18 protein-coding genes, 1 tRNA gene, 1 other RNA gene and 2 pseudogenes are annotated in these 25,907 nt (G+C 64.3%); 14 read left to right on the top strand and 8 right to left on the bottom strand.

The features are described from left to right. The first annotated feature begins 74 nt into the window (after positions 1–74). Positions 75–937 (top strand): annotated as a pseudogene (locus tag GRX66_RS01050) (hypothetical protein). A gap of 28 nt (positions 938–965) precedes the next feature. Here the strand turns inward: GRX66_RS01050 and GRX66_RS01045 are convergent. Next, positions 966–1,538, bottom strand: coding sequence for a cysteine hydrolase family protein (locus tag GRX66_RS01045; protein WP_159524847.1), 573 nt, complete (start codon positions 1,536–1,538; stop codon positions 966–968). 186 nt (positions 1,539–1,724) lie between these two features. Here GRX66_RS01045 and GRX66_RS01040 point away from each other — a divergent pair, with 186 nt between their 5' ends. Continuing rightward, positions 1,725–3,185 (top strand): Hvo_1808 family surface protein, encoded by a 1,461-nt coding sequence (locus GRX66_RS01040; protein WP_159524846.1) that lies wholly within the window; start codon positions 1,725–1,727, stop codon positions 3,183–3,185. A 168-nt stretch (positions 3,186–3,353) separates the two neighbouring features. Next, entirely contained in the window at positions 3,354–4,508 is a 1,155-nt protein-coding gene (locus GRX66_RS01035; protein ID WP_325063894.1) for a nicotinate phosphoribosyltransferase, read from the top strand. Positions 4,509–4,645: 137 nt separating this feature from the next. On the opposite strand, the gene GRX66_RS01030 is transcribed toward GRX66_RS01035, so the two are convergent. Further along, entirely contained in the window at positions 4,646–5,281 is a 636-nt protein-coding gene (locus tag GRX66_RS01030) for a TIGR00296 family protein (RefSeq protein WP_159524845.1), read from the bottom strand. Between the two features lie 571 nt (positions 5,282–5,852). Here GRX66_RS01030 and rnpB point away from each other — a divergent pair. After that, positions 5,853–6,252, top strand: an RNA gene (rnpB, locus tag GRX66_RS01025) — RNase P RNA component. 140 nt (positions 6,253–6,392) lie between these two features. Continuing rightward, positions 6,393–6,848, top strand: a complete 456-nt coding sequence (locus GRX66_RS01020; protein ID WP_159524844.1) for a DUF2267 domain-containing protein — start codon at positions 6,393–6,395, stop codon at positions 6,846–6,848. 244 nt (positions 6,849–7,092) lie between these two features. Here the strand turns inward: GRX66_RS01020 and GRX66_RS01015 are convergent, their stop codons facing one another. After that, complete coding sequence (locus GRX66_RS01015) at positions 7,093–8,190, bottom strand: aminopeptidase (protein ID WP_159524843.1); 1,098 nt, start codon at positions 8,188–8,190, stop codon at positions 7,093–7,095. A gap of 102 nt (positions 8,191–8,292) precedes the next feature. Next, on the bottom strand, positions 8,293–10,980 hold the full coding sequence (locus tag GRX66_RS01010; protein WP_159524842.1) for a valine--tRNA ligase: 2,688 nt from the start codon (positions 10,978–10,980) through the stop codon (positions 8,293–8,295). Between the two features lie 299 nt (positions 10,981–11,279). On the opposite strand from GRX66_RS01010, the gene GRX66_RS01005 reads away from it, so the two are divergent. The 6 genes and pseudogenes from GRX66_RS01005 to GRX66_RS00980 all read left to right on the top strand — a co-directional run bounded on the left by GRX66_RS01005 (position 11,280) and on the right by GRX66_RS00980 (position 17,309). Further along, a complete protein-coding gene (locus GRX66_RS01005; RefSeq protein ID WP_159524841.1) occupies positions 11,280–12,452 on the top strand; it encodes an ABC transporter substrate-binding protein in 1,173 nt (390 codons plus the stop codon). Between the two features lie 131 nt (positions 12,453–12,583). Continuing rightward, entirely contained in the window at positions 12,584–13,705 is a 1,122-nt protein-coding gene (locus tag GRX66_RS01000) for a FecCD family ABC transporter permease (RefSeq protein WP_159524840.1), read from the top strand. Position 13,706: 1 nt separating this feature from the next. Further along, positions 13,707–14,557 (top strand): annotated as a pseudogene (locus GRX66_RS00995) (ABC transporter ATP-binding protein). A 127-nt stretch (positions 14,558–14,684) separates the two neighbouring features. Continuing rightward, on the top strand, positions 14,685–15,446 hold the full coding sequence (locus GRX66_RS00990; protein ID WP_159524839.1) for a heptaprenylglyceryl phosphate synthase: 762 nt from the start codon (positions 14,685–14,687) through the stop codon (positions 15,444–15,446). Between the two features lie 161 nt (positions 15,447–15,607). Continuing rightward, positions 15,608–15,820 (top strand): YgaP family membrane protein, encoded by a 213-nt coding sequence (locus tag GRX66_RS00985; RefSeq protein WP_159524838.1) that lies wholly within the window; start codon positions 15,608–15,610, stop codon positions 15,818–15,820. A gap of 574 nt (positions 15,821–16,394) precedes the next feature. Further along, positions 16,395–17,309 (top strand): NADP-dependent phosphogluconate dehydrogenase, encoded by a 915-nt coding sequence (locus GRX66_RS00980; protein ID WP_159524837.1) that lies wholly within the window; start codon positions 16,395–16,397, stop codon positions 17,307–17,309. 12 nt (positions 17,310–17,321) lie between these two features. On the opposite strand, the gene GRX66_RS00975 is transcribed toward GRX66_RS00980, so the two are convergent. Further along, positions 17,322–17,903: a DJ-1/PfpI family protein gene (locus GRX66_RS00975; protein ID WP_159524836.1), complete on the bottom strand. Its 582-nt coding sequence runs from the start codon at positions 17,901–17,903 to the stop codon at positions 17,322–17,324. Between the two features lie 162 nt (positions 17,904–18,065). Here GRX66_RS00975 and GRX66_RS00970 point away from each other — a divergent pair, with 162 nt between their 5' ends. The 3 genes from GRX66_RS00970 (at position 18,066) to GRX66_RS00960 (ending at position 20,436) form a co-directional block, all read left to right on the top strand. Beyond that, positions 18,066–18,647, top strand: a complete 582-nt coding sequence (locus GRX66_RS00970; protein ID WP_159524835.1) for a 2Fe-2S iron-sulfur cluster-binding protein — start codon at positions 18,066–18,068, stop codon at positions 18,645–18,647. A gap of 263 nt (positions 18,648–18,910) precedes the next feature. Then, positions 18,911–20,311 (top strand): MATE family efflux transporter, encoded by a 1,401-nt coding sequence (locus tag GRX66_RS00965; RefSeq protein WP_159524850.1) that lies wholly within the window; start codon positions 18,911–18,913, stop codon positions 20,309–20,311. Between the two features lie 52 nt (positions 20,312–20,363). Further along, a tRNA-Arg gene (locus GRX66_RS00960) sits at positions 20,364–20,436 on the top strand. Between the two features lie 1,231 nt (positions 20,437–21,667). Here GRX66_RS00960 and GRX66_RS00955 read toward each other — a convergent pair. The 3 genes from GRX66_RS00955 to GRX66_RS00945 all read right to left on the bottom strand — a co-directional run bounded on the left by GRX66_RS00955 (position 21,668) and on the right by GRX66_RS00945 (position 25,891). Beyond that, a complete protein-coding gene (locus GRX66_RS00955; RefSeq protein ID WP_159524834.1) occupies positions 21,668–23,587 on the bottom strand; it encodes a DUF2254 family protein in 1,920 nt (639 codons plus the stop codon). 8 nt (positions 23,588–23,595) lie between these two features. Further along, positions 23,596–24,522: a DpnII family type II restriction endonuclease gene (locus GRX66_RS00950; protein WP_159524833.1), complete on the bottom strand. Its 927-nt coding sequence runs from the start codon at positions 24,520–24,522 to the stop codon at positions 23,596–23,598. Between the two features lie 523 nt (positions 24,523–25,045). After that, a complete protein-coding gene (locus GRX66_RS00945) occupies positions 25,046–25,891 on the bottom strand; it encodes a hypothetical protein (protein WP_159524832.1) in 846 nt (281 codons plus the stop codon). Positions 25,892–25,907: the final 16 nt, after the last annotated feature.

Genomic DNA, 25,907 nt, shown 5'->3' with positions numbered 1-25,907 from the left:
GTCGCCCGCGGAGCACGCGCATACCTCCCCGTTCGACCGACGGCGGTAAATTCTCACGGTCCGAATCACGGGACATGGTCACGCTGGACGGCGACGTGCTCGCGCGCTACCCGCGCGTCTCCCTCTACAATTCGCCGTACCCCGCCCACGACGCGGGCTGCGCGGTCGACCTCTATCCCGACGGTGACGGCTCCGGCCGCGCGACGCACGCTCCGAGCCCCGTCGCCGGCGAGGTCGTCGACACGCGCACCGTCCGCTGCCCGTCGAAACCGTACGCCGCCGACGAGGACCACCTGGTCGTCGTCGACACCGGCGACCACCTCGCGCGCATCCTCCACGTCGACCCGGTCGTCGAATCCGGCGACTCGGTCGCGGTCGGCGACGACCTGGGGGAGATGATTCGGTCGGGCTTTTTCGCACCGTGGGTCGCCAACCACCTCCACCTCGGCTTCCGCGCCCCCGACCAGAACCCGGTCCGTGCGTCCGGGTCGCTCCCGCTCGAACTCGCTCCCGCGGTCGAACCCGTTCCCTGGGACGGCACTGGCACCGTCGTGGAGACCGGCGAGACGTACGCGCTCCTGGACGCACCGGAACACCCGGACCCGGGTGGCGGGTTCGCGGGCGTCGCCACTGACGGCGGCGCGGTCCTCGACGGCGGCTTCCCGCACTACTCGGGCGGCGGCGCGATTCCGACAGCCGCCGTCGACCACGCCGGCGCGACGCCCGACGGGGCGATACGGTCTCGGTTCTCGGGGCGACCGTCGGCGACCGCACCGGCGACCGCACAGTCGCGTGGCGCGACCGCACCGTGACGGCGAACGGCGAGGCGATTCACGGCCTGTCGCTGTGGCTCGGCGTCGACCGCCTCGGCGTGAAACTCGTCGCGCCCGACCACGACATCGCTGTCGGCGACTCCGTCGCTGTCGGCGTCGAATAAGGCGGTTTTCGGGCGGTATCAGCCGCTACTACGCAAAGGACACGTCCGCGAGGGACGCGCGCTCGCCGAACAGCCACTCGGCGTGCTCGAGGGCGTACTCGCGATGCTCGTCCTCGATGAACCCCACGGCGTCCTCGACCAGGACGGGCCGGTAGTCCCGGAGGCCGGCGCTCCCGGCGGTGTGGAGGACGCAGACGTTCGCCAGCGTCCCGCAGATGACGAGGTCGCGGATTCCGTGGGCGTCCAGATAGCCCTCCAGGTCCGTCCGGTAGAACGCGTCGTACGTGTGCTTCTCGACGACGTGGTCGTCCTCGCGGACGTCGAGGTCGTCGTGCAGCTGGGCGTCCCAGCTGCCCTCCACGACGTGTTCGCCCCACCGGTCGAACTCGTCGTAGTAGTGGGTGTCCTCGAACTGACCGGGCGGGTGGACGTCGCGTGTGTAGACGACGCTCGCGTCGCTGTCTCGCGCCCGCGACACCAGGTCGGTCACGGGGTCGAGGGCGCCCTCGCTGGCCGGTGCGTACAGGCTGCCCTCCGGGTGGCAGAACCCGTTCTGCATGTCTACCACGACGACCGCGGTGCTGTCGGCGTCGAGTTCCATGTGTGCGTGGTCAGTGTCGACGCACTAAGCCGTTTTGCGGGGGTCGCTACGGCCCTCGAGCGGTGCGGATTCTCCCTCGCGCCGCAGGGCGTTGCGGTCGGTGCCTCGCGCCTTCGAGCAGCCGCGTCGTCTCGGTGCGTGTGAACGTGCGCGGATTTTTACGTGCTCGAACCTGAACCACGACCAATGGCACGCCGCATGCTCGCCGTCGCGCTCGTCGTGCTGGTCGCACTCGCGGGCTGTCAGTCGCCCGCGACGACCAGCGACGCCGACGGCACCACCACCGCCCTGAACACCACGGAGGCGCCGGACGACACCCAGACCGGTGACACGGACGACTTCGACTACGCCGACCCCGAGACCGACAGACTCGGGTGGGAAGGCGGCTACTGGCACAACGAGTCGCTGCCAGTGACCGTATCGGACGGCCTCAATCAGTCCGAACGGAATCAGGTCATCAACCGCTCGATGGCCCGCGTCGAGCAGATCCGCGGCATCGAGTTCGAGGAGCCGGTGTCCGTGGACGTCATCTCCCGTGACACCTACCAGGACGAGTACGCCGACTCCGGGGACACCAGCCCCGAGCTCCAGACGTTCGACAACGTGAAATTCGAGGCGATGTTCCTCATCGGCGAGACCGACGACTCCATCTCCGTTCAGGAGTCCAACCGCGGGTCGAACGTCCTCGGGTTCTACACGCCCAAGGACGACCGCATCGTCGTCATCTCCGAGTCCGAGACGCCGACCATCGACGAGAACACGCTCGGCCACGAACTGATGCACGCGCTCCAGTTCCGGAACTTCGACGCGAACTTCTCGTCGCCGACCCGGGACAAGGCGAACGCGCACAACGGCCTCATCGAGGGCGAAGCGAGCTTCCTCGACAACACGTACAGCGAGAAGTGCGGCGCAGCGTGGGAGTGCGCGAGCCCCGAGTCCGGCGGTGGCGGGGGCGGCGGTGACCTCCACCTCGGCGTCTACATCATGAAGTACTTCCCGTACAGCGCGGGCGCGAACTTCGTCGAGCACGTCTACGAGGGCGGCGGCTGGGCGGCCGTCGAAGCCGTCTACGACGACCCGCCGGCGTCCTCCGAGCAGGTCTCCGAGCCGCAGAAGTACGGCTCCGACCAGCCGACTGACGTCACGCTCCCTGACCGCTCGACCGACGACTGGAATCGCGTCACCGTCGACGGCCGCGCCGAGTACGGCGAAGTCGGCGTCGGCGGCCTCACGGCGATGTTCGGCTACCCGGCCTACGAGCAGGACCGCCACTCCCAGGACTACGTCATCAATCCGCTGAACCTCGACGAGAACGGCAACGTCGTGCGGAGTTCGCCGTTCAACTACGCCACCCAGCCGGTCGAGGGCTGGGACGGCGAGCAGCTCTGGGTGTACGAGAACGGCGACCAGACCGCGTACACGTGGCGCCTCGCCTGGGACTCCGAGCGGGACGCCGAGGAGTTCGCGACGACGTACCGGCAGGTCCTCCAGTACTGGGGCGCCGAACAGCGCAGTGACGGCGTCTGGCGCATCCCCGAGGAGGAGAGCGAGTTCGCGGACGCGTTCCGCGTCACCGTCTCCGGCGACACCGTCACCATCGTGAACGCGCCGACCGTCGACGAGCTCGACGACGTCCACCAGGACTAACGCCGGGTCGCGGCGGGTCGCCGTGACTCAGCGGTAACAGGGGGTCGCGGCGGTCCGATTCGGTGCAGCGAGGAGACCCGTGGTCTTTTTCGCTCGGGCGGGAGTAGCCCGACGCATGCAGGCGCTCCGACATCGACGCACGCGTGCTGCCGGACGGGTGGTCGCGCGGTGACGTTCGACATCGTTCCGCCCGACGCCATCGAGGAGGGTCGTGCGACCGACGCGTACTTCGACCGCACCGAGACCACACTCGAGCACGCCGGGAAGAACCCACACGTGGTCGCGGAGGTGACCGCCGACCAGTTCCCCACCGGCGAGTTCGAACTGCTCGCGGGCGTCAAGGACGCCGCCCACCTGCTCGCGGGCCTGCCCGTGGACGTCGACGCAATCCCGGAGGGAACGCTGTTCGACGGCGGCCCCGTGCTCCGCATCGAGGGCAACTACCGGGACTTCGCGCGCTACGAGACGTCGCTTCTGGGGTTCCTCTCGCACGCGTCCGGGGTCGCGACCGCCGCCCTGGAGGTCCGGCGGGCCGCCCCCGACTCACAGGTGCTGAGCTTCGGCGCGCGCCACGTCCATCCCTCCCTCGCAGCGATGGTCGAGCGCTCCGCGCTCGTCGGCGGTCTCGACGGGTTCTCGCACGTCGCGGCCGGCGACGTCATCGGCCGGGAGGCCGGCGGGACGATGCCGCACGCGCTGCTCATCTGCTTCGGGCGCGGCAACCAGGAGGCGGGGTGGCGGGCGTTCGACGACGCCGTCGCCGAGGACGTACCGCGAGTCGCGCTCTGCGACACCTACAGCGACGAGAAGGACGAGGTCATCCGCGCCGTCGAGGCGCTCGGCGACGACCTGGACAGCGTCCGCCTCGACACCACGGGGTCGCGGCGGGGCGACTTCCGGCACATCGTGCGGGAGGTCCGCTGGGAGCTCGACGCCCGGGACCGCGGGGACGTCGACATCTTCCTCTCGGGCGGCCTCGGCCCCACGGATCTCCGAGAGCTCCGGGACGTCGCTGACGGCTTCGGCGTCGGCGGTCACGTCTCGAACGCCGACCCCGTGGACTTCGCGCTGGACATCGTGGCAGTCGAGGGCGAACCCGCGGCCAAGCGCGGCAAACTCTCCGGGAAGAAGGACGTCTACCGGACCCGGGACGGCGGCCACCACGTCGCCCTGTCCTCGCGGCCCGGGCCGACGGGCGGCACGTCGCTGTTCGACCCTCTGTTGCGGGACGGCGAACTGGTGCAGTCCTTTCGCATCGAGGACGCCGCGGACCGCGCGCTCGACGACGCCGACCGCGTCGGCTTCCGGACGGACGACGCGTAGCGCGGGCGGCGGGCTCGCCGTCGAGGTGGGTTCTCCTGCGCGGCGCCAGCGGGTCCACTCAGGACCCGCGCGCGGCTACGAGACAGTAGCGGACGGCAGCTAGAACCGGGCCGTTCGACGACGGCGTCGACTGGCGGTTACGCGGTGAGTTCTTCGACTGGTTCTTCGGCGTCCTCGTCGGTCTCCCGGAACACCTGGCCCTCGAAGAGGGTGACCATCACGTCGTCGTCCTCCCACGCGCCGTTCGGCAGGCCTGCCTTCCGGCAGGTGCGGTCGAGGTACTCGAAGACGCTCCAGTTGTTCTCGACTGGCAGTGTCGGGTACATCCACCCGTGCTTGCCGTCGCCGTCGATTGCGACGCCGTGGACGCCGAGTTCGATGTCCTCGACCGGGTTGTCCGTCAGCACGAGATTCGAAACGGTGCAGACGGAGACGCGGAGGTTCGGGAGCTCCGCCGGCTCGACCTCCGAGCCACACGACGCCTCGGAGGCGGCCTTGATAGACGCCTCGACGATGGCGTGGCCGAGCTGCTGGCTGCGGTTCCCGAGATCGCGGGCCGACTCCTGGGCGCCCGCACACCCCCGCAGTGCCCCGCGTCCGTTCGTGGACTCGAGTCGCACGAACGCGCTGGTTCGGTTGTAGAACGCGTCCCGCATGCTGCCCGGTTGTTCTCGCTGGCCGTTTCGGACGAATGCCTCGACGGATTCGCGTGCCAGTTCAACGGTCCGAGCGCCGTCTTCGAAGGAAAGTACTACTGACTGGGCCTCGGCCATACGAGTACCTATACGCCGAGGATTAACTTGAAGTCTTCCCTCCACCGTCGAGAATCGTGAAGGTTATCTATACAGCCTTGTGTCACGTCGGATTCGGCAGATAGCGAAGCGGTGCTGCTGGATACAACTCCAGAAATGATACGAAACCTGGATTATTCCGGCGGCCACAAGATTGAATACTGGTGCGCGGTCGTCGACAGGCGGTTCGAGGAACCGCGATCGCCGGTCGACACCCGACCACTATCGGTGACGTGGTCGTTGGCATTCGGCCTGCGACTGGGTCGTATCCGGTTCGGTGCTGAACCGAACCGGTCGGATCCGCGAACGGACTCAGGGGGCTCGCGGACCAGACTCGGTCTCCACTCGACGGGATTCCAGTCATTTTCCAGGTGGATTCGAAGCCGGCCAGATTCTCGCCGGGCGTGCGACCAAACGAGTCCGGAGGTAAGGTCAGCCTACCGGGCCCGCCGCCGGGGAGGAACCCCCAGGGGGCAACGGTACCGGACCGGCCCCAGCAGCGGCGTCGGGCTAACCGAACCCCTTAACGCCGCCGCGTGCGTAGACAGAATCGAGCAGAGGGAGCCCGGCTCCCGTGCCGTGAGGCATGAGGAAAGTCCCCCCACCCGTTCGGGCGGGCGGCCGGACGCAAGTCCGGGGCGGGAGACCGCCGGCACTGGAACAGAGACGACACGTCCCTCCTCGACCGATGAGGCGTGCGACCCGACCCGGAAGGGAAGGAAGCTAACCCGCCGAGGGCGTGACCGACCGACGGACGGTCGCGTGACAGGCGAACGGCGCCAGCCGCGAGCCAGCGTGGCTTCGCCACGCAGACGGGAGGGGACCGATGGAACGGCTAATCCCCGCCGGTGCAAGTCCGTGCGCGCGAGGTAGCCCGAACCACCCGAGAGGGGCCGCGCGGACGCTCAGCCGAATGCCGGGCCGAACAGAAGGGGGCTTACTCCCCTCGAGCTCACTACACTCGGCCAGCGGCGGCTCCGCACTGATTCTGGCAGCGAGACGACGTCGACGCGCTCGCGGACGTCTGTGGAAGCCGCCCGGGATACGTTTCACGCACCATACCATTATGCGCGGTCGAGTCGTAGGTCCAGACATGAACTTCGACGAGTTCACCGGCGAACTCCAGCACCGGCTCGAGTTCTCCGACACCGGCGAAACGGTCCGCGCGATTCGCGCAACGCTGTCGACACTCGGACAGCGCATTCCGGAGGGGAACGCCGCCGACCTCGCCGCCTCCCTCCCGATGGAGATCAAGTGGTACCTCACCGGGCCCGTCGACGAACACGGCCAGCGATTCGACTGGCGGGAGTTCGTCGCCCGGGTCAGCGAGATCGAGGGCACCGACCGCTCGGACGCCGCCTACCACGCGCAGGTCGTCGTCGACTTCGTCGAGACGCAGGTGCCGGCGTCGGACTTCCGACAGCTCCGCGACCAGCTCCCCGCGGACGAGAACTGGGGGAAGCTCTTCGAAGTCGTCGACGCGGGCGGGTGGGGCGACGCCGAGGAAGCACAGGCCGGCGGCGGACCGCAGTCCGGTGACGACGCGTAGCGTCGGCGACGACGCACCAGGGACGTCAGACGCACGCGCTGACCGCGCTGCCGACCGCAACACCGACGGCGAGCAGCAACTGCAGCGAGCCGGCGACTCGCAGGAAGCGGGGGCCTCGTAGCCGCTAGGGCCGAGCCCGATGCGGTTCGTCCGGTAGCGCGTGGGCGTCGTGACCGTCGTCGCGGACGCGAATCGCACCGGGCAGGCGGGGGCGAACTCGCCGGCAGCGAGTCGCCTTCACCGCCTAGAAGCCGTCTTCCCACCGGAACGTGCCGTTGCGCTGTACGACCGTCCCGTCGACCTCGATGAACGAGTCCCCGCTCACGTCCGTGATCATGTCCACGTGGACGGCCGAGTCGTTGGCCTCGTCCTCGTGGCCCTCGGGGTAGTTCGACTCGTACGCGCGCCCGACCGCGAGGTGGACGGTGTCGCCCATCTTCTCGTCGAAGAGGATGTTGTCCGTGAACTGGTCGATGCCGCGGTTCATCCCGATGCCGAGTTCGCCGAGGCGGCGCGCGCCCTCGTCGGTGTCCAGGATGTCGCCGACGACGGCCTCGTTCTGGCCCGCCGAATAGTCGACGACCTCGCCGTCCTCGAAGGTCAGGTGGACGTCCTGGACGCGCTCGCCGCGGATCGTCATCGGGACGTCGAAGTACACCTCGCCTTCGGTGGCGTGGGGCGCGGTGAACACCTCGCCGGACGGGAGATTGTGGGAGTCGTAGGCGACCGACGCCGCGGAGTTCACGGCGACCCGGTTCTCGATGGACATCGTGAGGTCGGTCTGTTCTTTCACGATGCGCACCTCGCTGCCGTCGTCGAGCACGTCTTTCATGTTCGCCATCTCGTCGGCGAGGGACTCCCAGTCGCGGAGGATGGCGTCGTACGCGAACGCCTGGTACTCGGCGAAGGACATGTTCGCCTGCTGGGCGAGCGACCGCGTCGGGTGCACGGTCGACACCCAGTCGGCGTCCAGGCGCGCTTCCCGGACGCCCTGGCGTGCCTTCGAGTACGCCTTCCGGATCTCTGTGGGGACGTCCGCGCCCTCGCTGGGGTTCCGGCTGCCGCCGATCGAGAGGACGACGTCGGCGTTCTCGTAGAGCGCGAGTTCGTGTGCTGGGTCCTCGTCGAAGTCGTCACCGTGGGCGAGCTGGTACGCGCGCCCCACTTCGCGCGACGAGTACGAGACGTGGAGGTTCGCGCCGCGCTCGCCGACCGTCTCGGCGACCGCGACGCCGAGTTCGTGGGCGTCCGGCCCGACCGAGAGGACGACGTTGTCGCCCTCGTCGACGCGCGCACTCCAGTCCACCAGCACTTCGGCGTGGTCCTCGATCCGGGGGTCCATAGCGTCACTTCGCACAGCACCGAGAAAAAGCACCTCGATTCCGGAACCGCGACTCCGGGCGCGGCGGCCCGGGCGTGCACCGACGGCGGCGAGACGGCCGCGCTACTCGTAGATGAGGATGGTGCCGAACGACGCCTCGAGGACGGTGACTTCCTCGCCGGACTCCGCGCGGTACTCCTCGTCGACGCTCAGCCAGTCGGCGTCGAGGTCGTAGGACTCGCCGGCGGCTTCGACGGTGACGGTGTCCCCGGAGTGGATCTGCGCCTGGATCTCGGCGGGGTCGGCGGCCTCGATGCCCTGCAGCACCGCGCCCGCTTCGCTCCGGAACTCCGGCCCGATCTCGGACTCGTCGCCGTCGACGTCCACGGGCACGAGTTCGACGTCCGGCCGGCCCTCCACGAGCTTGATGGGGGCGTTGACCGTCTCGCTGAGGTCGTAGGTGTCCAGCTTGCCGTTCTGGCCGGGTTCGAAGTAGAGCTCGACGCGGTCGAGGTCCTCGTTGAGCGGCATGCCGCTCTCGGACTTCCACGCGCGGACCTCGCTGGCCGTCTCCGCGATGTGGCGGCCTGCGACCTCCGCGTCCTCGTCGAGGTAGTCGGGGTCCGGCCACGCGGCGTTGTGGACGCTGCCCTCGGTGCCCGGGAGGTGCTGCCAGATCTCCTCGGTGACGTGCGGGCTGAACACGGACAGCATCCGGACGACCGAGGTGACCGCGGTGTAGAGCGTCTTCTCGGCGGCGGCCCGCTCGCCCGGCCGGCCGTTGTACAGGCGCCCCTTCACCAGTTCGACGTAGTCGTCAGCGAGGTCCTCCCACGCGAACTCGCGCAGGCGGCGCAGCGCCGCGTCGAACCGGTAGGCCTCCATCTCGGCCTCGACTTCGTCGGCGACCCGCGTGAGCTCCGAGAGGATCCAGCGGTCGGCGTCCCGGTAGGCGGGGTCGGCGATGTCCGGCGTGTCCTCGTCGAAGTGGCCGCCCGCGAACTTCACGATGTTCCAGAGCTTCGTGAGGAACCGCGACGCGGACTTGACCTCCTTCCACTGGAACTGGACGTCGCTGCCCGGGCGGCCGCCCAGCGCCAGCGCCTGGCGGACGGCGTCCGCGGAGTACTCCTCGATGGCTTCGTCGGGTTCGACCACGTTCCCGCGGCTCTTGGACATCTTGTTGCCGTCCGGGCCGAACACCATGCCGTTGACGAGGATGTCGTCCCACGGCTTCTCGTCGGTGAGCGCGCCCGTCCGCAGGAGCGTGTAGAACGCCCACGTCCTGATGATGTCGTGGCCCTGCGGCCGCAGGTCGACGGGTTCGAAGTCGTCGAGGTCGATGTCCTGGGGCCACCCGGAGATGTGCAGCGGCGTGATGGAGGAGTCCATCCACGTGTCCATGACGTCGGTCTCGCCGCGCCAGTTCGTTTCGGCGGCTTCACCGCCTGCACCACGCGACTCCTCCGGAGTCGCGCCGCTGCCGCACTCGGGGCACTCGCCCACGGCAGGGGACTCCTCGTTGGGGTCCACGGGACACTCGGCCGCCGACGCGATGTGCCAGTACCCGCAGTCGCGGCACTCCCAGGCGGGAATCGGCGTGGCGAACACGCGCTGCCGGGAGATGACCCAGTCCCACTCCATGCTCTCCGTCCAGTCGACCAGACGGTCGTGCATGTGCTCGGGGATCCACTCGACGTCGTCGGCCTTCTCGAGGATGAGGTCCTGGTCGACCTCGACGAACCACTGCTCCTTGGAGAGGATCTCGATGGGGGTGTCGCAGCGCCAGCACGCGCCGACGCTCTGCTCGGTCGGCTCCGAGTCGACGAGAACGCCCTCGTCGTCGAGGGCGTCCGCGATCTCGTCCTTGGCGTCGTCGATTGACAGTCCCTCGAACTCGCCGGCGTTCTCGTTGAGGTGGCCGTCCTCGGTGAACACCGGTCGCAGGTCGAAGTCGTACTCGGCCCACCAGTCGACGTCCTGCTTGTCGCCGAACGTACAGATCATCACGGCGCCCGTCCCGAACTCGGGGTCGACGTCGTCGTCTGCGACGAGTTCGACCTCCTGGCCGAACAGCGGGACTTCGAACGTGTCGCCGACGCGGTCCGCGAACCGCTCGTCGTCGGGGTCGACGGCCATCCCGACGCAGGCCGCGAGCAACTCGGGGCGCGTCGTCGCGATCTCGATGTCGTCGTTGCCGACCCCCTCGAAGGTGACGTAGTACAGCGTCCCGCTCCGGTCGACGTTCTCGACTTCCGCATCCGCGATGGCGGTCTCGCAGCGCGGACACCAGTTCACGGGGTGTTCGTCGCGGTAGACCATGTCGTCGTCGGCCATCTCGACGAACGACTCCTGGGTCTGGCCCCAGTACTCGGGGTCCATGGTGCGGTACTCGGCGCTCCAGTCCTGGGAGAACCCGAGCTCCCGCATCGTCTGTTTCATCTCCTCGATGCGGGCGTTCGTCCACTCGACGCAGAGGTCGCGGAACTCCTCGTTGGAGACGTCCGTGCGGTGGATGTCGTTGACTTCCTCGACTTTCACTTCCGTCGGGAGGCCGTGGCAGTCCCAGCCCTGTGGGAAGAGGACGGCGTCGCCCTGGAGTCGGTGGAACCGCGCGCTGAAGTCGATGTACGACCAGCCGAGGCCGTGCCCGAGGTGGAGGTTCCCGGAGGGGTACGGCGGCGGCGTGTCGATGACGTACTGGGTGTCGGAGTCGCTGGGGTCGAATTCGTAGACGTCGCTGTCCTGCCACTCGTCCTGCCAGTTGGATTCGATGCGGTCGGGGTCGTAGCTGTCCGGAATGTTCGTCATAGCTGAGTGGGTCGTCGAGTGCGGTCTCGTGGCTGCGTGTTCGGGTCGCGGCGCTGGTCGCGAGAACAGAACTTACACACGTACTACCGCGGGCTCGACGCGCATACCTGAGGAGAGCGGTGGCGCGATGTTAAAGGTTCCCGTCCTCCGTGACCGGTTCTCGGGGCGTGGTACGGCAACTCAGACGCGGTGTTCGCTCGCCGCCGAGTCGGTGGCGGGCGTAGCCTGTCGCATAGATTAGGTTTAGGCACGCCGAAAAATCGGAGCGCTTATATTCTTTAGGGCGGCCTAAATCAGGTATGCGACGACGCAGATTCATCAAAGCCGGCAGCGCCGCCGCGCTCGCAGGACTGTTCGCCGGCTGCGCCAGCCCGAACGAGGGCGGCGACGCCACCACCGAAGCACCGACCGAGACCACCGCCGCGGCCGACACGACGACGACCGCGGCCGAAACCAGTGACGACGAGACGACCACCGAAACCGGGTCGTACTCGGTCTCCATGACGCCGACCGGCGAGGTCGAATTCGACAGCGTCCCCCAGGACATCGCCGTCTACATGCCCGGGTACGCCGACATGCTCGTCGCGCTCGGCCACAGCGACGCCATCGCCTCCGTCGGACAGAAGGGCAGGTTCCACAGCCACGTCTACGACGAACTCGACGGCGTCGACGCCGACGAGTCCGAGATGGTCGACCTCATCGAGCAGGGCATCTCCCGCGAGACGCTGCTGAACCTCGACCCAGACCTCTTCCTCGTCGACCCCAACTGGCTGACGAACGTCTTCGAACTGAGCAGCGAGGACGTCGAATTCCTCGAGGAGCGCGCCGCGCCGTTCCTCGGCAACACCATCTTCCGGCGCACGGACGCCTGGCACGACTACGACTACTACACGCTCTACGAGGCCTTCGAGAAGGTCTCGCAGGTCGTCCAGGAGCAGGAGCGCTACGAGGCGTTCAAGTCCTACCACGACGACGTCGTCGACCGCATCGCCGCGGACGTCCCCAGTGAGGGGCCGCGCGGCGCACTCGTCTGGGGCGGCAGCAACCAGCCTACGGAGTTCTCCCCGTACCACCTCAGCGGCGAGGGCGCGAACAAGAAGTCCTTCCACGACCTGAACGTCCGGGACGCCATCGCGAACTCCGACGTCGAGGCGCTCTCCGAGAGCCAGCGCTCGAAAATCGACTATGAGACGCTGCTGGAACTTGACCCCGAAGTGCTGTTCGTGCGGGGCCACGAGGCCAAGACCCCCGAGGAGTTCGAGACCACCGTGCTCTCGTTCATGCAGGACCACGACACCGCCAGTCGCATCACCGCCGTCGAGAACGGCGACGTCTACCGGGGCGGCCCCATCTTCATGGGCCCCATCCAGCACCTGTTCCTGACCGAGCGGTTCGCCACCGAACTCTACCCCGAGTCGTTCTCCGGGGACCTGTTCGACCGCGGCGAACTGGCGTCAATCATCACGTCCTGACGCCACCGTTCCGCTGCGCCGTAGACGGAACGCTTTTCAACTCTTAGGCCGCCCTAAAGAACAAGCGCAGTTCGACTCGCGCCCCGACCGACGGCACCGCGTCCTCGGTCCGCGCGCGCCCCACCCAACCGATGTCACGACAGTACCGCGTTCGCGACGCCCTGCTCCCGGACCTCGACGCCACGCTCGCCTCCATCGTCACGACCAGCACCGCCGTCGTCCTGCTGGCCGCGCTCGTACAGATCCGGTACGGCGCCTACCAGATGCCGTTCGAGACCGTCTGGCGCGCGCTGTTCGACCGCGCCGTCTGGACGAACCCCGAGATTCTCGCGACCATCGTCCTCGGTGACGGTCTCGCGGGGCGCCTCGGCGTCGCGGCCGACCTCTCCACGCTGTCGGACGCCACCGCCGTCGTTTGGACGATGCGGTTGCCCCGGGTCGCCGTCGGCGTCTTCGTCGGCGCGAACCTCGCCGTCGCCGGCGCCGTCTTCCAGGCCATCACGCGCAACGAACTCGCCAGCCCCTACATCCTCGGCGTCTCCTCGGGCGCCGGCTTCGCCGTCGTCCTCGTCATCGTGTCCTCGCTGGGCACGTACTTCCTGCCGCTGGCCGCCGCCGTCGGCGGGACTGCCGCGTTCCTGCTCGTGTACGCCGTCGCGTGGCGCGGCGGAACCACCCCGGTCCGCCTCGTCCTCGCTGGCGTCGTCGTCGGCACCATCTTCAACAGCCTCCAGACCGGCGTGTTCTACTTCATCGACTCCAACGGGGCGATGCGCACCGCCGTCTCCTGGCTCGCGGGGTCGCTGACTGGCGTCGGCTGGGGCGAGTTCAGGCTCGTCACCGTCCCGACGCTGCTCGTCGTGCCGGCCGCGCTGGTCGCGGCGCGCCAGCTGGACGTCCTCCTGCTCGGCGAGCGGCGCGCCCGCGCGCTCGGCATGCGCGTGGAGACCATGCGGTTCGCGCTCTCCGCGCTCGCCATCCTCGCCACCGCGGCCGCCGTCGCCGTCGCCGGCCTCGTCGGGTTCGTCGGCCTCGTCGTGCCCCACGCCGTCCGCACCATGGTCGGCAGCGACTACCGCCAGCTGCTCGTCGGCTGCCTGTTCGCCGGACCGGCGCTGGTCGTCGTCGCGGACGTGGTCGCGCGCCTCGGCCTCGGCGGTGCCCAGGTCCCGGTCGGCGTGGTCACCGGCCTCGTCGGCGGCCCGTACTTCCTGCTGTTGCTCCGCCGCACAGAATCCTTCAACGAGTTCTAACATGGCCCGCATCCCACTCATCGACAGCGACGACCCCGTGACGTTCACGCCCGAGGACCCCGTCGAGGACGCCGCGCTGTTCGCGACTGACCTCGAACTCGCGTACGGCGACGACGTCGTCGTCGACTGCGAGGACCTCGTCGTCCCCGACGGGGAAGTCACCGCGCTCGTCGGCCCGAACGGCTCGGGGAAGTCAACGGTCCTGAAGGGGCTCTCGGCGGAACTCGCGCCCGAAGCGGGCACCGTCCTGCTGCACGGCCGCCGCGTCCAGGAGCGCTCCGCCAAGGAACTCGCGCTGGAACTCGGCCTGCTCGACCAGGAGAACGACGCGCCCGGCGGTCTCACGGTCGAAGACCTCGTGACCCACGGCCGCTACCCCCACCGCGGCTTCCTCGACGCGCTGAACGCCGACGACCACGCGGCATCGACCGCGCCATCGACCTCGCGGGCGTCGAGGCGCTCCGCGAGACGCCGCTCTCGGAGCTCTCCGGCGGCCAGAAGCAACTCGCGTTCGTCGCGATGACGCTCGCCCAGGACACCGACGTCCTCCTGCTCGACGAACCCACCACGTACCTCGACCTCCACCACCAGCTGCGGGTGATGGAGGTCGTCCGCACGCTCAACGAGGAGCGCGGCGTCACCGTCTGCGTCGTCCTCCACGACCTCCAGCAGGCCGCGCGGTTCGCGGACTACCTCGTCGCGCTCGACGACGGCGGCGTCTACGACTGGGGGGCGCCGGAGGACGTGGTCACCGAGGAACTGCTCGCGGACGTCTTCGACGTCGACGCCGCCGTCTCCTTCGACGCCGACGACGACGAGCCCCGAATCGTGCCGCGGCGGGCGCTCGAGTAGCCTGCACGTCCAGAACACGACGCTGAACGGCTGTCCGTCTCTGAAACGCCCGGGCCACCAGCGGCGGCTCCCGGCGCGGTTCTCGGTTCCGGTGGACTCAATACTCCCCCTGCGAAACGACGCCGGTATGCCCATCGACTGGGACGACATTGCCCACGTAACGAAAGTCGACCCAGCGGAACCTCTCCCCGAAGACAGCGATGTTCTCGACCATACGGATCTCGTAATCGTCGGCGGCTCGGACGGCGTCACGGCCGAGAACTCGTCTACCGCCGTCGAACACATCCGAGACAGCGTCCCCGGAACACCGGTCTTCCAGGAGCCGTACAGCGCTAGCCACGTCTCCGGCGACACGCTCGACGCCGTGGACTACCTGTCGATTCCCGCCGTGTACAACGGCGACCGCGAGAACTTCGTCGCGAAACACGTCGACTTCTTCACCGAAGTCGGAAGCAAACCAGACGACGCCCTCGGGACTGGACTGCCGATCGTCGGCGATCTGATTGCCGACCGCGGCCGCCAGGCGGTCACTGACGTCGCCGAGAAACTGGTCGGCGAAGGCTACGTGATTCAGAACCTCGACTCGAAGGCTGCAGCGGTTTCCGGGGTCGACACCACGTACAGCGCGGAGGAGGTTGCGGGCGCCGCGCTCGCGACCGAGTCGTTCTACGGGTTCCCGATTTTCTACCTCGAGTACTCCGGCACTTACGGCGGCCCAAGGGACGTCGAGGCAGCCGCGAAATACCTCGACGACACCGCGCTCCTCTACGGAGGCGGCATCCGGACGCGCCGCCAGACCCGAGAGATTCTGGACGCGGGCGCGGACGCCGTCGTGGTCGGCGATTGCTTCCACGACGACCCGGACCAGTTCCTGCAGACGATTCCCTGACTGGTGGCGGCTACTCGAAGCGCGCGTGACTACCCCACAACGGCTCCCTCAATCGCAGTTTTGGCCGCAAGGCCGCCCGTTCGCAGTTGTGGTTCGTTTGACCCGCAATGTACGTGAGTATTATTGACACAGAGAACCGACTAATCACTGGAGGCAAACGTATGGACAAGAACGTCGGCGGCATCGACCGCACCGGACGCATCGTCATCGGTGTCATACTGGCCATCGCTGGTATCGCCGCGCTGGCGGGGTACTGGGCGGCCGGCGCCGCGGCCGGCGCCGTCGCACTCATCGTGGGCGCCATCCTTTTCGTGACGGGGACGACTCAGAAGTGCCCCATCAACGAGGCCGCTGGCATCGACACCACGAAGTGACCGCCCGGGAGCGCGTCCCTCCCTGAGGCACTGTTCTCCCTTCGGAGCGTCACTCGCGAATACACCTCCCGTCGCGACAGCGTTGTCGACGCCGGGACCAGCACCGTCGAACTGCGTTCGGAGCAGTTCCGCGGCCGCTCGCACGGACGTCCTCGACTCCACACCGTGTAGCTCGGCGACGACCCCTGAACCGTGAGGGGGCGGGGCGCTTGACTGCGCCTCCAGCGCGTCGACGCGTTCCCGGCGTGTCGCGAGCTCCTCCGCCAGTCCCCTCGCGACGGCGGCGCGTTGTCGTCGACGGTAACAGTCAGGACGCCGAACATCGTCGCGGTGAGCGCGAGCGAGCCGCCGAGAATCAGCCTCCACGTCGGTACGGCGAGATCCAGCAGGAAGACGAGTGCACCGTCGTTCGGGGCGACGATGCTGACCACCAGCGGGAGCGTACGCAGACGCTGGTGTCGCTTTCGTTCGGACTGAAGGCTTGCGGTCGCGGGATCGGTCACGCGGACGTAGTCTCGCGCTGCCGGGCCACGCTAATCACAACCACTACGTACTGGTGCCGGGTGTTTCCTGTATGGAACTCGGTGTTATCGGTCTCGGGCGGATGGGCCGCATCGTCGTCGACCGGTGTCTGGACGGCGGTCACGACGTCGTGGCGTTCGACATCGACGCGGACGCCCGCGCGGACGCCGGCGACGCCGGCGCCACTGCGGTCGACTCGATTCCAGCGGTCGCCGACGAACTCGGCGACGACGAGCGCGTCTGGCTGATGGTGCCTGCGGGCGACCCCGTGGACGCCGCGCTCGACGAACTCGCGCCCCACCTGGGGAGCGAGGCCGTCGTCGTCGACGGCGGGAACAGCCACTTCGAGGACTCCACGCGGCGCGCCAGCGAACGCGAGTTCGCGTACCTGGACTGCGGGACGTCCGGCGGGCCGGCGAGCGCGGAGAACGGCTTCTCGCTGATGGTCGGTGGCCCCGAGTGGGCGTACGACGAACTCGCGCCCGTCTTCGACGCCGTCGCAACCGGGCCGGACGGCCACGACCGCATGGGGCCCGCGGGCGCCGGCCACTACGTGAAGATGGTCCACAACGGCGTCGAGTACGCGCTCATGCAGGCGTACGGCGAGGGCTTCGAACTCCTCCACGACGGCCGCTACGACCTCGACCTGGAGGCCGTCGCGCGCACGTGGAACAACGGCGCCGTCATCCGGTCGTGGCTGCTCGAGCTCTGCGAGGAGGCGTTCCGCGAGGAGGGCAGCGACCTCGGGGACGTCGCGGACCACGTCGCCGGCGGGTCGACGGGCACCTGGACGGTCCAGGAGGGCCTCGAACAGGAAGTCCCGCTGCCCCTCATCTACCAGGCGCTGTCCGAGCGCTTCAATTCGCGCGCGACCGGCGACGGCGAGGGCCGGTTCTCGCGGCGCCTCGCGAACCGGCTGCGGTACGGCTTCGGGAGACACGAAGTCGCGCGAAGAGACGACGCGTAGCGCGGTCGCAGCTCAGTACGGCGTGTCGTACTCGAGTTCGTCGCTGACGCGCTCGGCGACGCCCGGCGAGCACTCGCGTTCCACCACGTGGAGCGCGAGGTCGATGCCCGACGTGACGCCGCCGGCCGTGAGAATCGTGCCGTCGTCCACGTAGCGGTCGTCGCGCACGTCGACGTCGTACTCGCGGAGGTCGGCTTTCGCGCCGTCGTGAGTGGTCGCGGGCCGGCCGTCCAGCAGGCCGGCGTCCGCGAGCAGCATCGCGCCCGTGCAGACCGACGCGACGACCGCGCCGCCGTCGTGCAGGGTCGCGAGGCGGTCGGGGAGCTGGCCGTCCCGGTATTCGGCCCACGTCCCGGTCTCCGCGCGGTCGTTCCACCCGCCGCCGGGGACGACCACGAGGTCCGGCGTCCCGATGAGCACGTCGTCGGGTTCGACGCGGAGGCCGTGGCTCGCGGTGACCTGTTCGCTGGGTACGAGCGTCCGCAGGGTGGCGTCGACGTCCGCGCCGAACTCCGCGGCCGTCCGGAACACCTCGTAGGGTCCGATCGCGTCGAGTTCGTCGAACCCCTCGTAGAGCAGAATCGCGACGTCCATGCCGCAGCGTTCGCGCCGTCCCCTCAAAACGCGTTCGCCATCCGCGAATGTTCGCCGCGGCTCGGTCCGGTGGCGCCTCGTCAAACGCGTGGCCGTCGGCCGACTCGGCCGTCGCTGCGTGCAATCACAATACTGTTAAGCACCGTCTCCGTACCGCGGCACATGGTGAACACACTGGGGCTGGTGCTCGGCCTCGGGATGGCGCTCACGATCGTCGGGCTCCACTTCCTGAAAGGCACCTCGAAGCCCGTCCCCGAGGACATCGCACAGGACGTCCTCGAACAACGCGCGGCGACGGTTCCGGAGACCGACTTTCCGGAGCCGTACAACCGCTCGATCGGCGGTGGCGGCGGCGCTGGCGCGGTCGCGGCCGGCGGTGCCGAAGGCGAACTCGAGGACAGCGAGGAGGAAGACGCCGGCTTCGACCCGGACGCCATCCCCGAGGACGACGTCGAGTACTACGAGATCGAGTTCGTGAAGGAGGGCGAAACGATCGAGGTCGCGAACAACGAGAACATCCTCGACGCCGGCGAGGAACAGGGCTGGGACCTTCCCTACGCGTGCCGGCAGGGCCAGTGCCTCTCCTGTGGCGGCCGCGTCGCCAGCGGCGAGGACGCCCACGAGTACGTCCGCCACTCGAACAACGAGACGCTCAGCGACGACGAGATGGAGAAAGGCTACATGCTGACGTGCACCGCCTACCCGACGACGGAGTTCTCCGTCGAGACGAACGAGACGCCGTAACGCCTGCGGACGTACGCGACGCTCACTCGCACGCGGCTCTGATTCGTTCTCGCACCTGAGTTCGATTCGTTCTCGCACCTGAGTTCGATCCACCTCGTGGACGGCTGTTCCTGGCGCACCTGCCCCTGGTGTCAGCCGGCAATCCGCACGGTTTGCCGGCTTTCCGGAAGTCGGAGTTTTGAAACCCCGATGCGTCGTTGGAGGGTGTAGTGCCCGAACCCCGCTCCGCCAGCAGTATCACGGACGGCGACCTCGCGGGCCCGATGATCACGCTCGCGTGGCCGATTATCGTCATCCAGCTCCTCCAGGTGGCGTACAACCTCGCGGACACGTTCTGGCTCGGCCAGCTGTCCGGGAACGCCGTCGCCGCCATCAGCCTCGCGTTCCCGCTCGTGTTCTTCATCATCTCCGTCGGCGGCGGGTTCACGACCGCCGGGTCGATTCTCGTCGCGCAGTTCACGGGCGCCGACAGCGAAGGGTCGGCGGGCAAAGTCGCCGCACAAACGATGGGCTTCGTGGTCTCGATGTCCGCCGTGCTCGGCGTCGTCGGCCACCTCGTCACGGGCGACATGCTCGCGTTGCTGCCCGCGGACGCCGAGACCGCGGCCGTCGTCATCCCGCTCGCCGCCGAGTACATGGAGGTGTTCTTCCTCGGGATGCCAGCGCTGTTCGGGTTCTTCGTGTTCTCGTCGCTGATGCGGGGGTACGGCAACACGAAGACGCCGATGCGCGTCATGTTCGTCAGCGTCGCCCTCAACGTCGTCCTCGACCCGTTCCTCATCTTCGGCTGGTGGGTGTTCCCCGAGATGGGAATCGCGGGCGCCGCCATCGCCACCATCTTCGCGCGATTCGTCGCCGCCGTCATCGGCGTCTACGTCCTGTTCTTCACGAGCGCCGGGCCGGACGTCTCCCTGCCGCAGTTCGTCCCCGACGTCTCGATGATTTCGAGGATCGTGCGCGTCGGCACGCCGAGCGCTGCCGAACAGTCCACGAGCGCGCTCGCGATGATCACCCTCACCGCCATGGTGGCGTCGTTCCCGCCCGCCGTCGTCGGCGCGTTCGGCCTCGGCAACCGCCTCATCTCTCTCGTATTCCTGCCCGCGATGGGTCTCGGCCGCGCCACCAACACGATGGTCGGCCAGAACCTCGGCGCCGCGAACCTCGACCGCGCCGAGGACGCAGTGTGGCTCGCCGCGAAGTTCGCAGCCGGCGTCCTTCTCGTCATCGCCGTCCTCGCCGCCATCTTCCCGCGGCCCGTCGTCGCCGTGTTCCTCAGCCCGGGCGCTGAGAACGCCGCCGCGATCATCGACTACGGGTCGACGTACGTCCGCATTCGCGCCGTCGAATTCGTCTTCATCGGCATCCTCCAGGTCCTCCTGGGGGCGTTCCGCGGCGCCGGCAACACGAAGACCGCGATGGTCATCTCGATGGTGACGCTGTGGCTCGGTCGCGTCCCCACCGTCTACCTGTTCGCGTTCGTGCTCGGCTGGGGCGCCACCGGCATCTGGGTCGGGATGGCGCTCGGGAACATCACCGGCGCCATCGTCGCCGCCGCCTGGTTCACGCGCGGCACCTGGAAGGAAGCCATCGTCGACGCCGGCGAGGAGCCGGACGAGGACGTCGTCGACGAAGCCGACGTCGCCGACGACCCCGACGCCGCCTGACTCTGCGCCGACTCACAACCGTTATACCGACGCCTCCGCTACGTGGACGCGAGGGCGCGTAGCTCAGCGGACAGAGCACTTGGTTCCGGACCAAGATGTCAGGGGTTCAAATCCCTTCGCGCCCGCTCCATTTTCGGGCGGTCCGGATTCAACAGACGGCGTCGAGGCGTATATAAGGCGATTCCCCGTTGGGAATCTGCGCCCGTACGCTCTGCGCACGGGGGTCGTCGCCATCGTGCGGTTCGTGAGATACAAGATACGGAGGCGGGGTAAAATGGTTTGGGACGAAGTCTATGATTCAAGATTTCGACCATAGATATACCCGGAAACTTCTATGTTAGCCTGTTTTTCCAATCCAAACTGATTGATACTCGAACTGTGGGGAAGAACTCCTTTATTTGGGAATTACAGCCAAATCTCAAACAGAATTAAAACGGACCAAAACGTATAGCGTGAGATTCCACGAACCCCGATCCAGGCTTTCAAAGAGTCGACCCGCCAGGATGGCAACCTCCGGAAACACGACTAGACGCCGAAACTCTCCGTACTGGACTAACTATGGCACGCGCTGACCTTGGGAGTTTATAGCCTCGATACCAGTCCGTCCTACTGCACGTTTATCGCCCGCTGCGGGTCCTGGACGACACCACTCAACTCCTTCTACGCCGAGCAGCAGCACCGCCGCTAGTATTCGGGAGCGGATTGTATCGGGACGATTCAGGAGGCCGAACAGGAATTCGGCGAACAGCCGACCCAGTCCTCATACCAACAGCTCGTCCTGATTGTGTTTCCGGGACGCACGCCGCGGTGTACATGGTCGTAGAGAAATCGACAGTTAATCAGTCCGGGTCGCTTAGCGTCGGTACAGTGTCGGAAGAAAGTTGTCATTCCATCACCCTCTGCATACATTTAATTGGTGAACTAGAGATAGATTCACACCATGGCGGACAATGCGGAGCTCTCGGACTTCACCGACGCGGCTCAGGAGTCTCCTCCTGAATCGCGTGGTGTTGTCTTGGGGCGATCAGGAGGGCGCGAATATCTACCCATTAGTGGAATGACAACCGTCCAAAACCACAGTAGTATAGACGTCCAAGAAGTAATTTCGGCCGCTGCCTGTTTATCTTGTGGGGAAACCGTGGTAGTACGGGGCACAGAGGGCGAACACACTGGTGACGGTTCAGTACATTCCTATTCTTACGCCCCTATTGGCCACTGTCATCGGTGCGGGAATATATGCGAAATATGGGTCCTCTTCCTCGTTGACGGAACCACTCTTCGCTTGGATCAACTCCAGGGAGGGACCAACTGTACGGTTGCCCGCATATCGAATCCGCAGCGGTTCAAGTAGGTCGGTTAGGTCCAATCGTAATAGTCGTAGATAGAGGCCTGTTCTGGCGGTCGTAACTCAGGTAAGCTTCGTTCAACCGTATCAAGATCGGGGGCCCCGAAGCTACCGGTTACGAGTGGCCCTACACAAACAAAGCGGGCAACTCCATCACGTGGCAAGGAATTTACCAAGTCGCTATTAATCTCATCAGCAACAACGAGCTTGATAACCTGGCCGTCGGAGGTTGCTGGATCTGAAATCAACGAGTACTCCGCATCAGCCGCGGAGTCAATGAAACGATGACCGTCAATGCAATCGTCTACGATACCTGGTTGAGTACGAATGTATTCAATCGCTTTGTCTGTATTCCAGACCTGTTTTCGATACACCTCAACCGCCTCAGAGACCAGGTTTTTCGCGAGTTTGTTGTGCCGAAATGCTGTCTCAGCCTGCTCCTCTTCGTCAGCCACATCATCAATAATTGAGAGTTCACTTCGTTTTCGCGGTGGCCTCTTATCAAGCCCTCGGAGGGTTTCAATGCGCTCCTGCGTGTGCTCTGGTTGTGCTCCCCTAAGGGTATTCACCAGAGCATCTCTTGCTGTGTCATATTCTCCTTCATGATGAGCCCCGTGAAACACTGCCAATTCGAAAATTACCGTTATCAACCATTCTCGGTGAGACGATAAGTGCGTCATATTTCGCTGATACATTTGGGGCCAAATTTCAAGAAAATGTCGTGATGTCGTTGAATCAGAGTTCTGATGATTACGGACAGCAGTTGAAAGAATGTCCTCCATTTTTGTTTCCCAGAGATCCACCAGATCTGACTTTGAATCGCTACGTACCTTTTGTCCACGTTCTATAATGTCTGTATGAGTTTGCAAAATCAAATTTTGGTACAGTTGTTGGTTTCCTGTTTGGTCAACTTCGACTTTGACACGATTAAGTATATACTGTAACCGGGTGGGATTCCAATACGACACAGTACATTGTTCTAATCGAGTAGGAATCGTCTCATATTCGAGGAACGCTTCGTCTGACGTTTTATCTCGTATTGTAAACAAACCCTGAATACCGGCGAAGTGGGCGGCATTCCAGCCGTCGACCTCAGTTTCGAGCATTTCCAGGAGATCCTCTAAATCGCGCAACGCGCGTTCAGCCTGCTTGATTTTTCCGTTCTCGAGACATTGTTCCACGACTCGAGGATAATAATACCGGAAAGCATTCTGGCACAACTGCTCTCCGTCTGACTCCTCTAAATCTTCAATCGTCTCTTTAAGTACGGAGTGGAGTTCCCGTAACCCCTTCTGGACGATATGAATGTCGATTCTTCCAACCGAGCTCGAGATTATGACGTAAAGATGGTAGAGTGGCTCTTCCTGACTAGTATTCGTGGATTGTTTGCCTTCATCAGGACTGTTTTCAATTGGATTTGTCCTTTCTGCAAATTCCGATGGATCATAATTCGTGATTGCGGTAATCAGACTGCTTGGCGTCAATACACCGACGCTATTGAAAACGAATCTGTACAACACTATTGCGTTGAAGGCGGCCCAAGATGCTGCAACTACCACTGCGAGAGTAAACCACGCCGCGCTATGATGTATAATGTTGTAAACCAGAATTAGATCGAACGCAATCGAGGCTATGAATACAGACAGTACCGGTTTGAACGGCGATGACCGCAGTGCGGATTTAACCACCTCTGTCGAATACCTATCAGCCACCAACTGAACATTCAACAATGTGACCGATGCCACGATAGCAAGAGCGCTCGACTGAGCAATAGCCAATGAATTCAACAATGCTCGAGTCGTCTGCGAAGACGCGCCGATATCGAGACTTGGCAACCAGAAAATTAAGTAAGTGAGAAGAGACACGACGACGAATGCGAACATAGTGTATCGATGACCGCGAATAGCGGCATCGAAGTCATCTTCCATCATTATGTCTCCTACTCGAAGTCTTGAAGATTCGTGTTCGGATTCAAGTCAACGTAGTCCTCACTCACAGCTGGTCCATTTCGGAGGAATTCTTGGATGTCTTCTTCAAGTAAATCTTTCATCTGTTCATAACTGTATATATCGACAATATTCTTGTACGCCTCTTCGAGGACGTTTTCCATCTCCACCCAGCCATCGCCATCAGTTATCCAGACGAACTCAATCCCCTGATTCCGAAGTTTCGTAGAGAGCCGGTCAAAAGACCGACTCAGCTCAGATGGTCTCGAGCCTGGTCCTTGGAAATAACTTATTTCAAAGACGACTTGTGGTTGGTCATTTTTGTACAGGATAAGGTCAAATGCTCTGCTATTATTATCGCCGGGCATACGAAGTCTTTCCTCAGAGACAAGACTAGTTGATGGTGCTACTTCTGAGGCAATCTCGCGTAGTGTCTCCACAACTTGGTGCTCAAAATATGCGTCAGCACGGTGATGGCTTTGGCTGTACCGATTGATCTCGTATTGTTCAATATGTCCCTCTATCCTTTCTCTGGATTGTAGAATACGATGAGCGCCAGTTTCCTCGAGATTTGCTGCAAACTGCTCTTCTGGTATTGAATCTAAGTCAGAAAAGTCAAGCTTCGTAAGTTCCCAGGTAGCCTCTCGAGATACCAGCCTTTTATTTCGAAACCGAAGCAATTCGAAAAGAATCTCACATCGGTGCCTGGCCTGGCCATCACGTACAAATTCCTGAAGTAAGAACTCCTCTGGGTCGTTTTCATCCTCAATGACGGGTAATGTATCGGCCTTAGTCTCGACGGCCGATTCTATCTTTTCCCATGGGATTACGTCAGCCAGTTGTATCGGTGAGGATAGGAGTGACTCTTGAAAGTCCTCCACGAATGTATCTATGAAAGGGCGGCGTTGACGAATTGGCATCTACTCACAAACAGTGGTGTCCGATAGGCGTAAAAATGTGGGCTTTTTTCACGATGATTTTCTACAGTAGTAACTCCCACTGAAGAAGCAGTCGATGCTCCCTGAGTTCACCGGTACTCTCAGAATAGTGCCATCCGAACATTGGTATCGTCGGCCTTATCTAATCGACTCGGTGTCATTGGTATGCTGCACGAAGATTATTAAATGGACGATAATACATATTGATTCCTTCCGATTCAGAATACTACTGGATCGGTTTTTCTTCCACTCTGCGTGGCGGTCGTTTATCCGGCGTACTGATAGCTCCTCGCATATGGGGAAATTGAGGGCCACGTACCGCGAACGCCAGTAGAGTTTCGAGAACGACTAGAAGGTTCTGAGATGTTCCGCCACTCTCTACATGATCGTCGTCGGTTTCCCCGCAGACTTACAGAACCCGCTCAGCTTTAGAACTCTCGTCGGTCACGGTACAAGGTTGTTCACAGGAAGGGCGTTCCATCCCCGACCAGACTAGGTGATATCGTCATTCGGGGATTGTCCCAGAGAAGTGTTCCTCTGCTTCCTCTTGGAACCAATCTTTGAACTCCTCATACTTTTCGTGGTCATAGATTCGTTCTGCGGAAGTCTGCCAAAGTTCCCCGTGCCGCGAAAAGTAGATTCCTAGACTCGAGAATTCAGGCATAGGTTCTAATTCGTCTGCTGCAATATCGGCTAACACCGCGTATCCGACAAGCTGTCGCCAGTAACTTGCTTTTAGATCGGGGTCTTTTACAGTTTTAATGTCTATGAGGGAGCCGTCGAGGACGAGATCCGCGTCGGCTCCATTTACCAATCTGGAAGCTGATCCGAAGGTTGGATTCAGGAGAACCGTATCGGCTCCAGTGAACTCACTTTCTGGGATTATCTGATAGAGACGACGTAGATCCTTGATATCGCCTTCGCTGGCTTGACCGAAATCATCTGAGATCCGTCCGGACCGGTAAATCCAATCGAGCCTAGCAAGGTCCAGAGTCGCCGCTAATAAGTCGTCGGTCATTTCACCCGTTTCAAGATACTCGTGATGGAGGTCCTGAGCATCGGCCAGAATCTCTTGGAGTGGTCGATCCGTGTCGATTTCCTCGTCTTCGTAGCCAAATTCTCCGAATGTAACGCCTTGTTGAGCTACCCACGGTCGTGAATCCACGCCCTCGTAGTGTCGTTCTAGGTGGAATCGGAGGACGTAGTCAAAGGCAGTCCCGATGAGAGTGTAATTGGAAGTTTGCGGCTCGGCCCGCCGCTCGAACTGAGTGTGTATCTCTGGCCTCTCGAAGGTCTGGTCGATGAGAATACGTAGCTCTGGGTCGTTCTTGAGGAAACTCGTAAGGCTCATATTGAGAACCAGTACC

It is taken from the genome of Halobacterium bonnevillei (assembly GCF_009831555.1).
Classification (GTDB): Archaea; Halobacteriota; Halobacteria; order Halobacteriales; family Halobacteriaceae; genus Halobacterium; species Halobacterium bonnevillei.
Note: the sequence above shows the minus strand (reverse complement) of the source record. Positions and strands in the feature narration are given on the sequence as shown.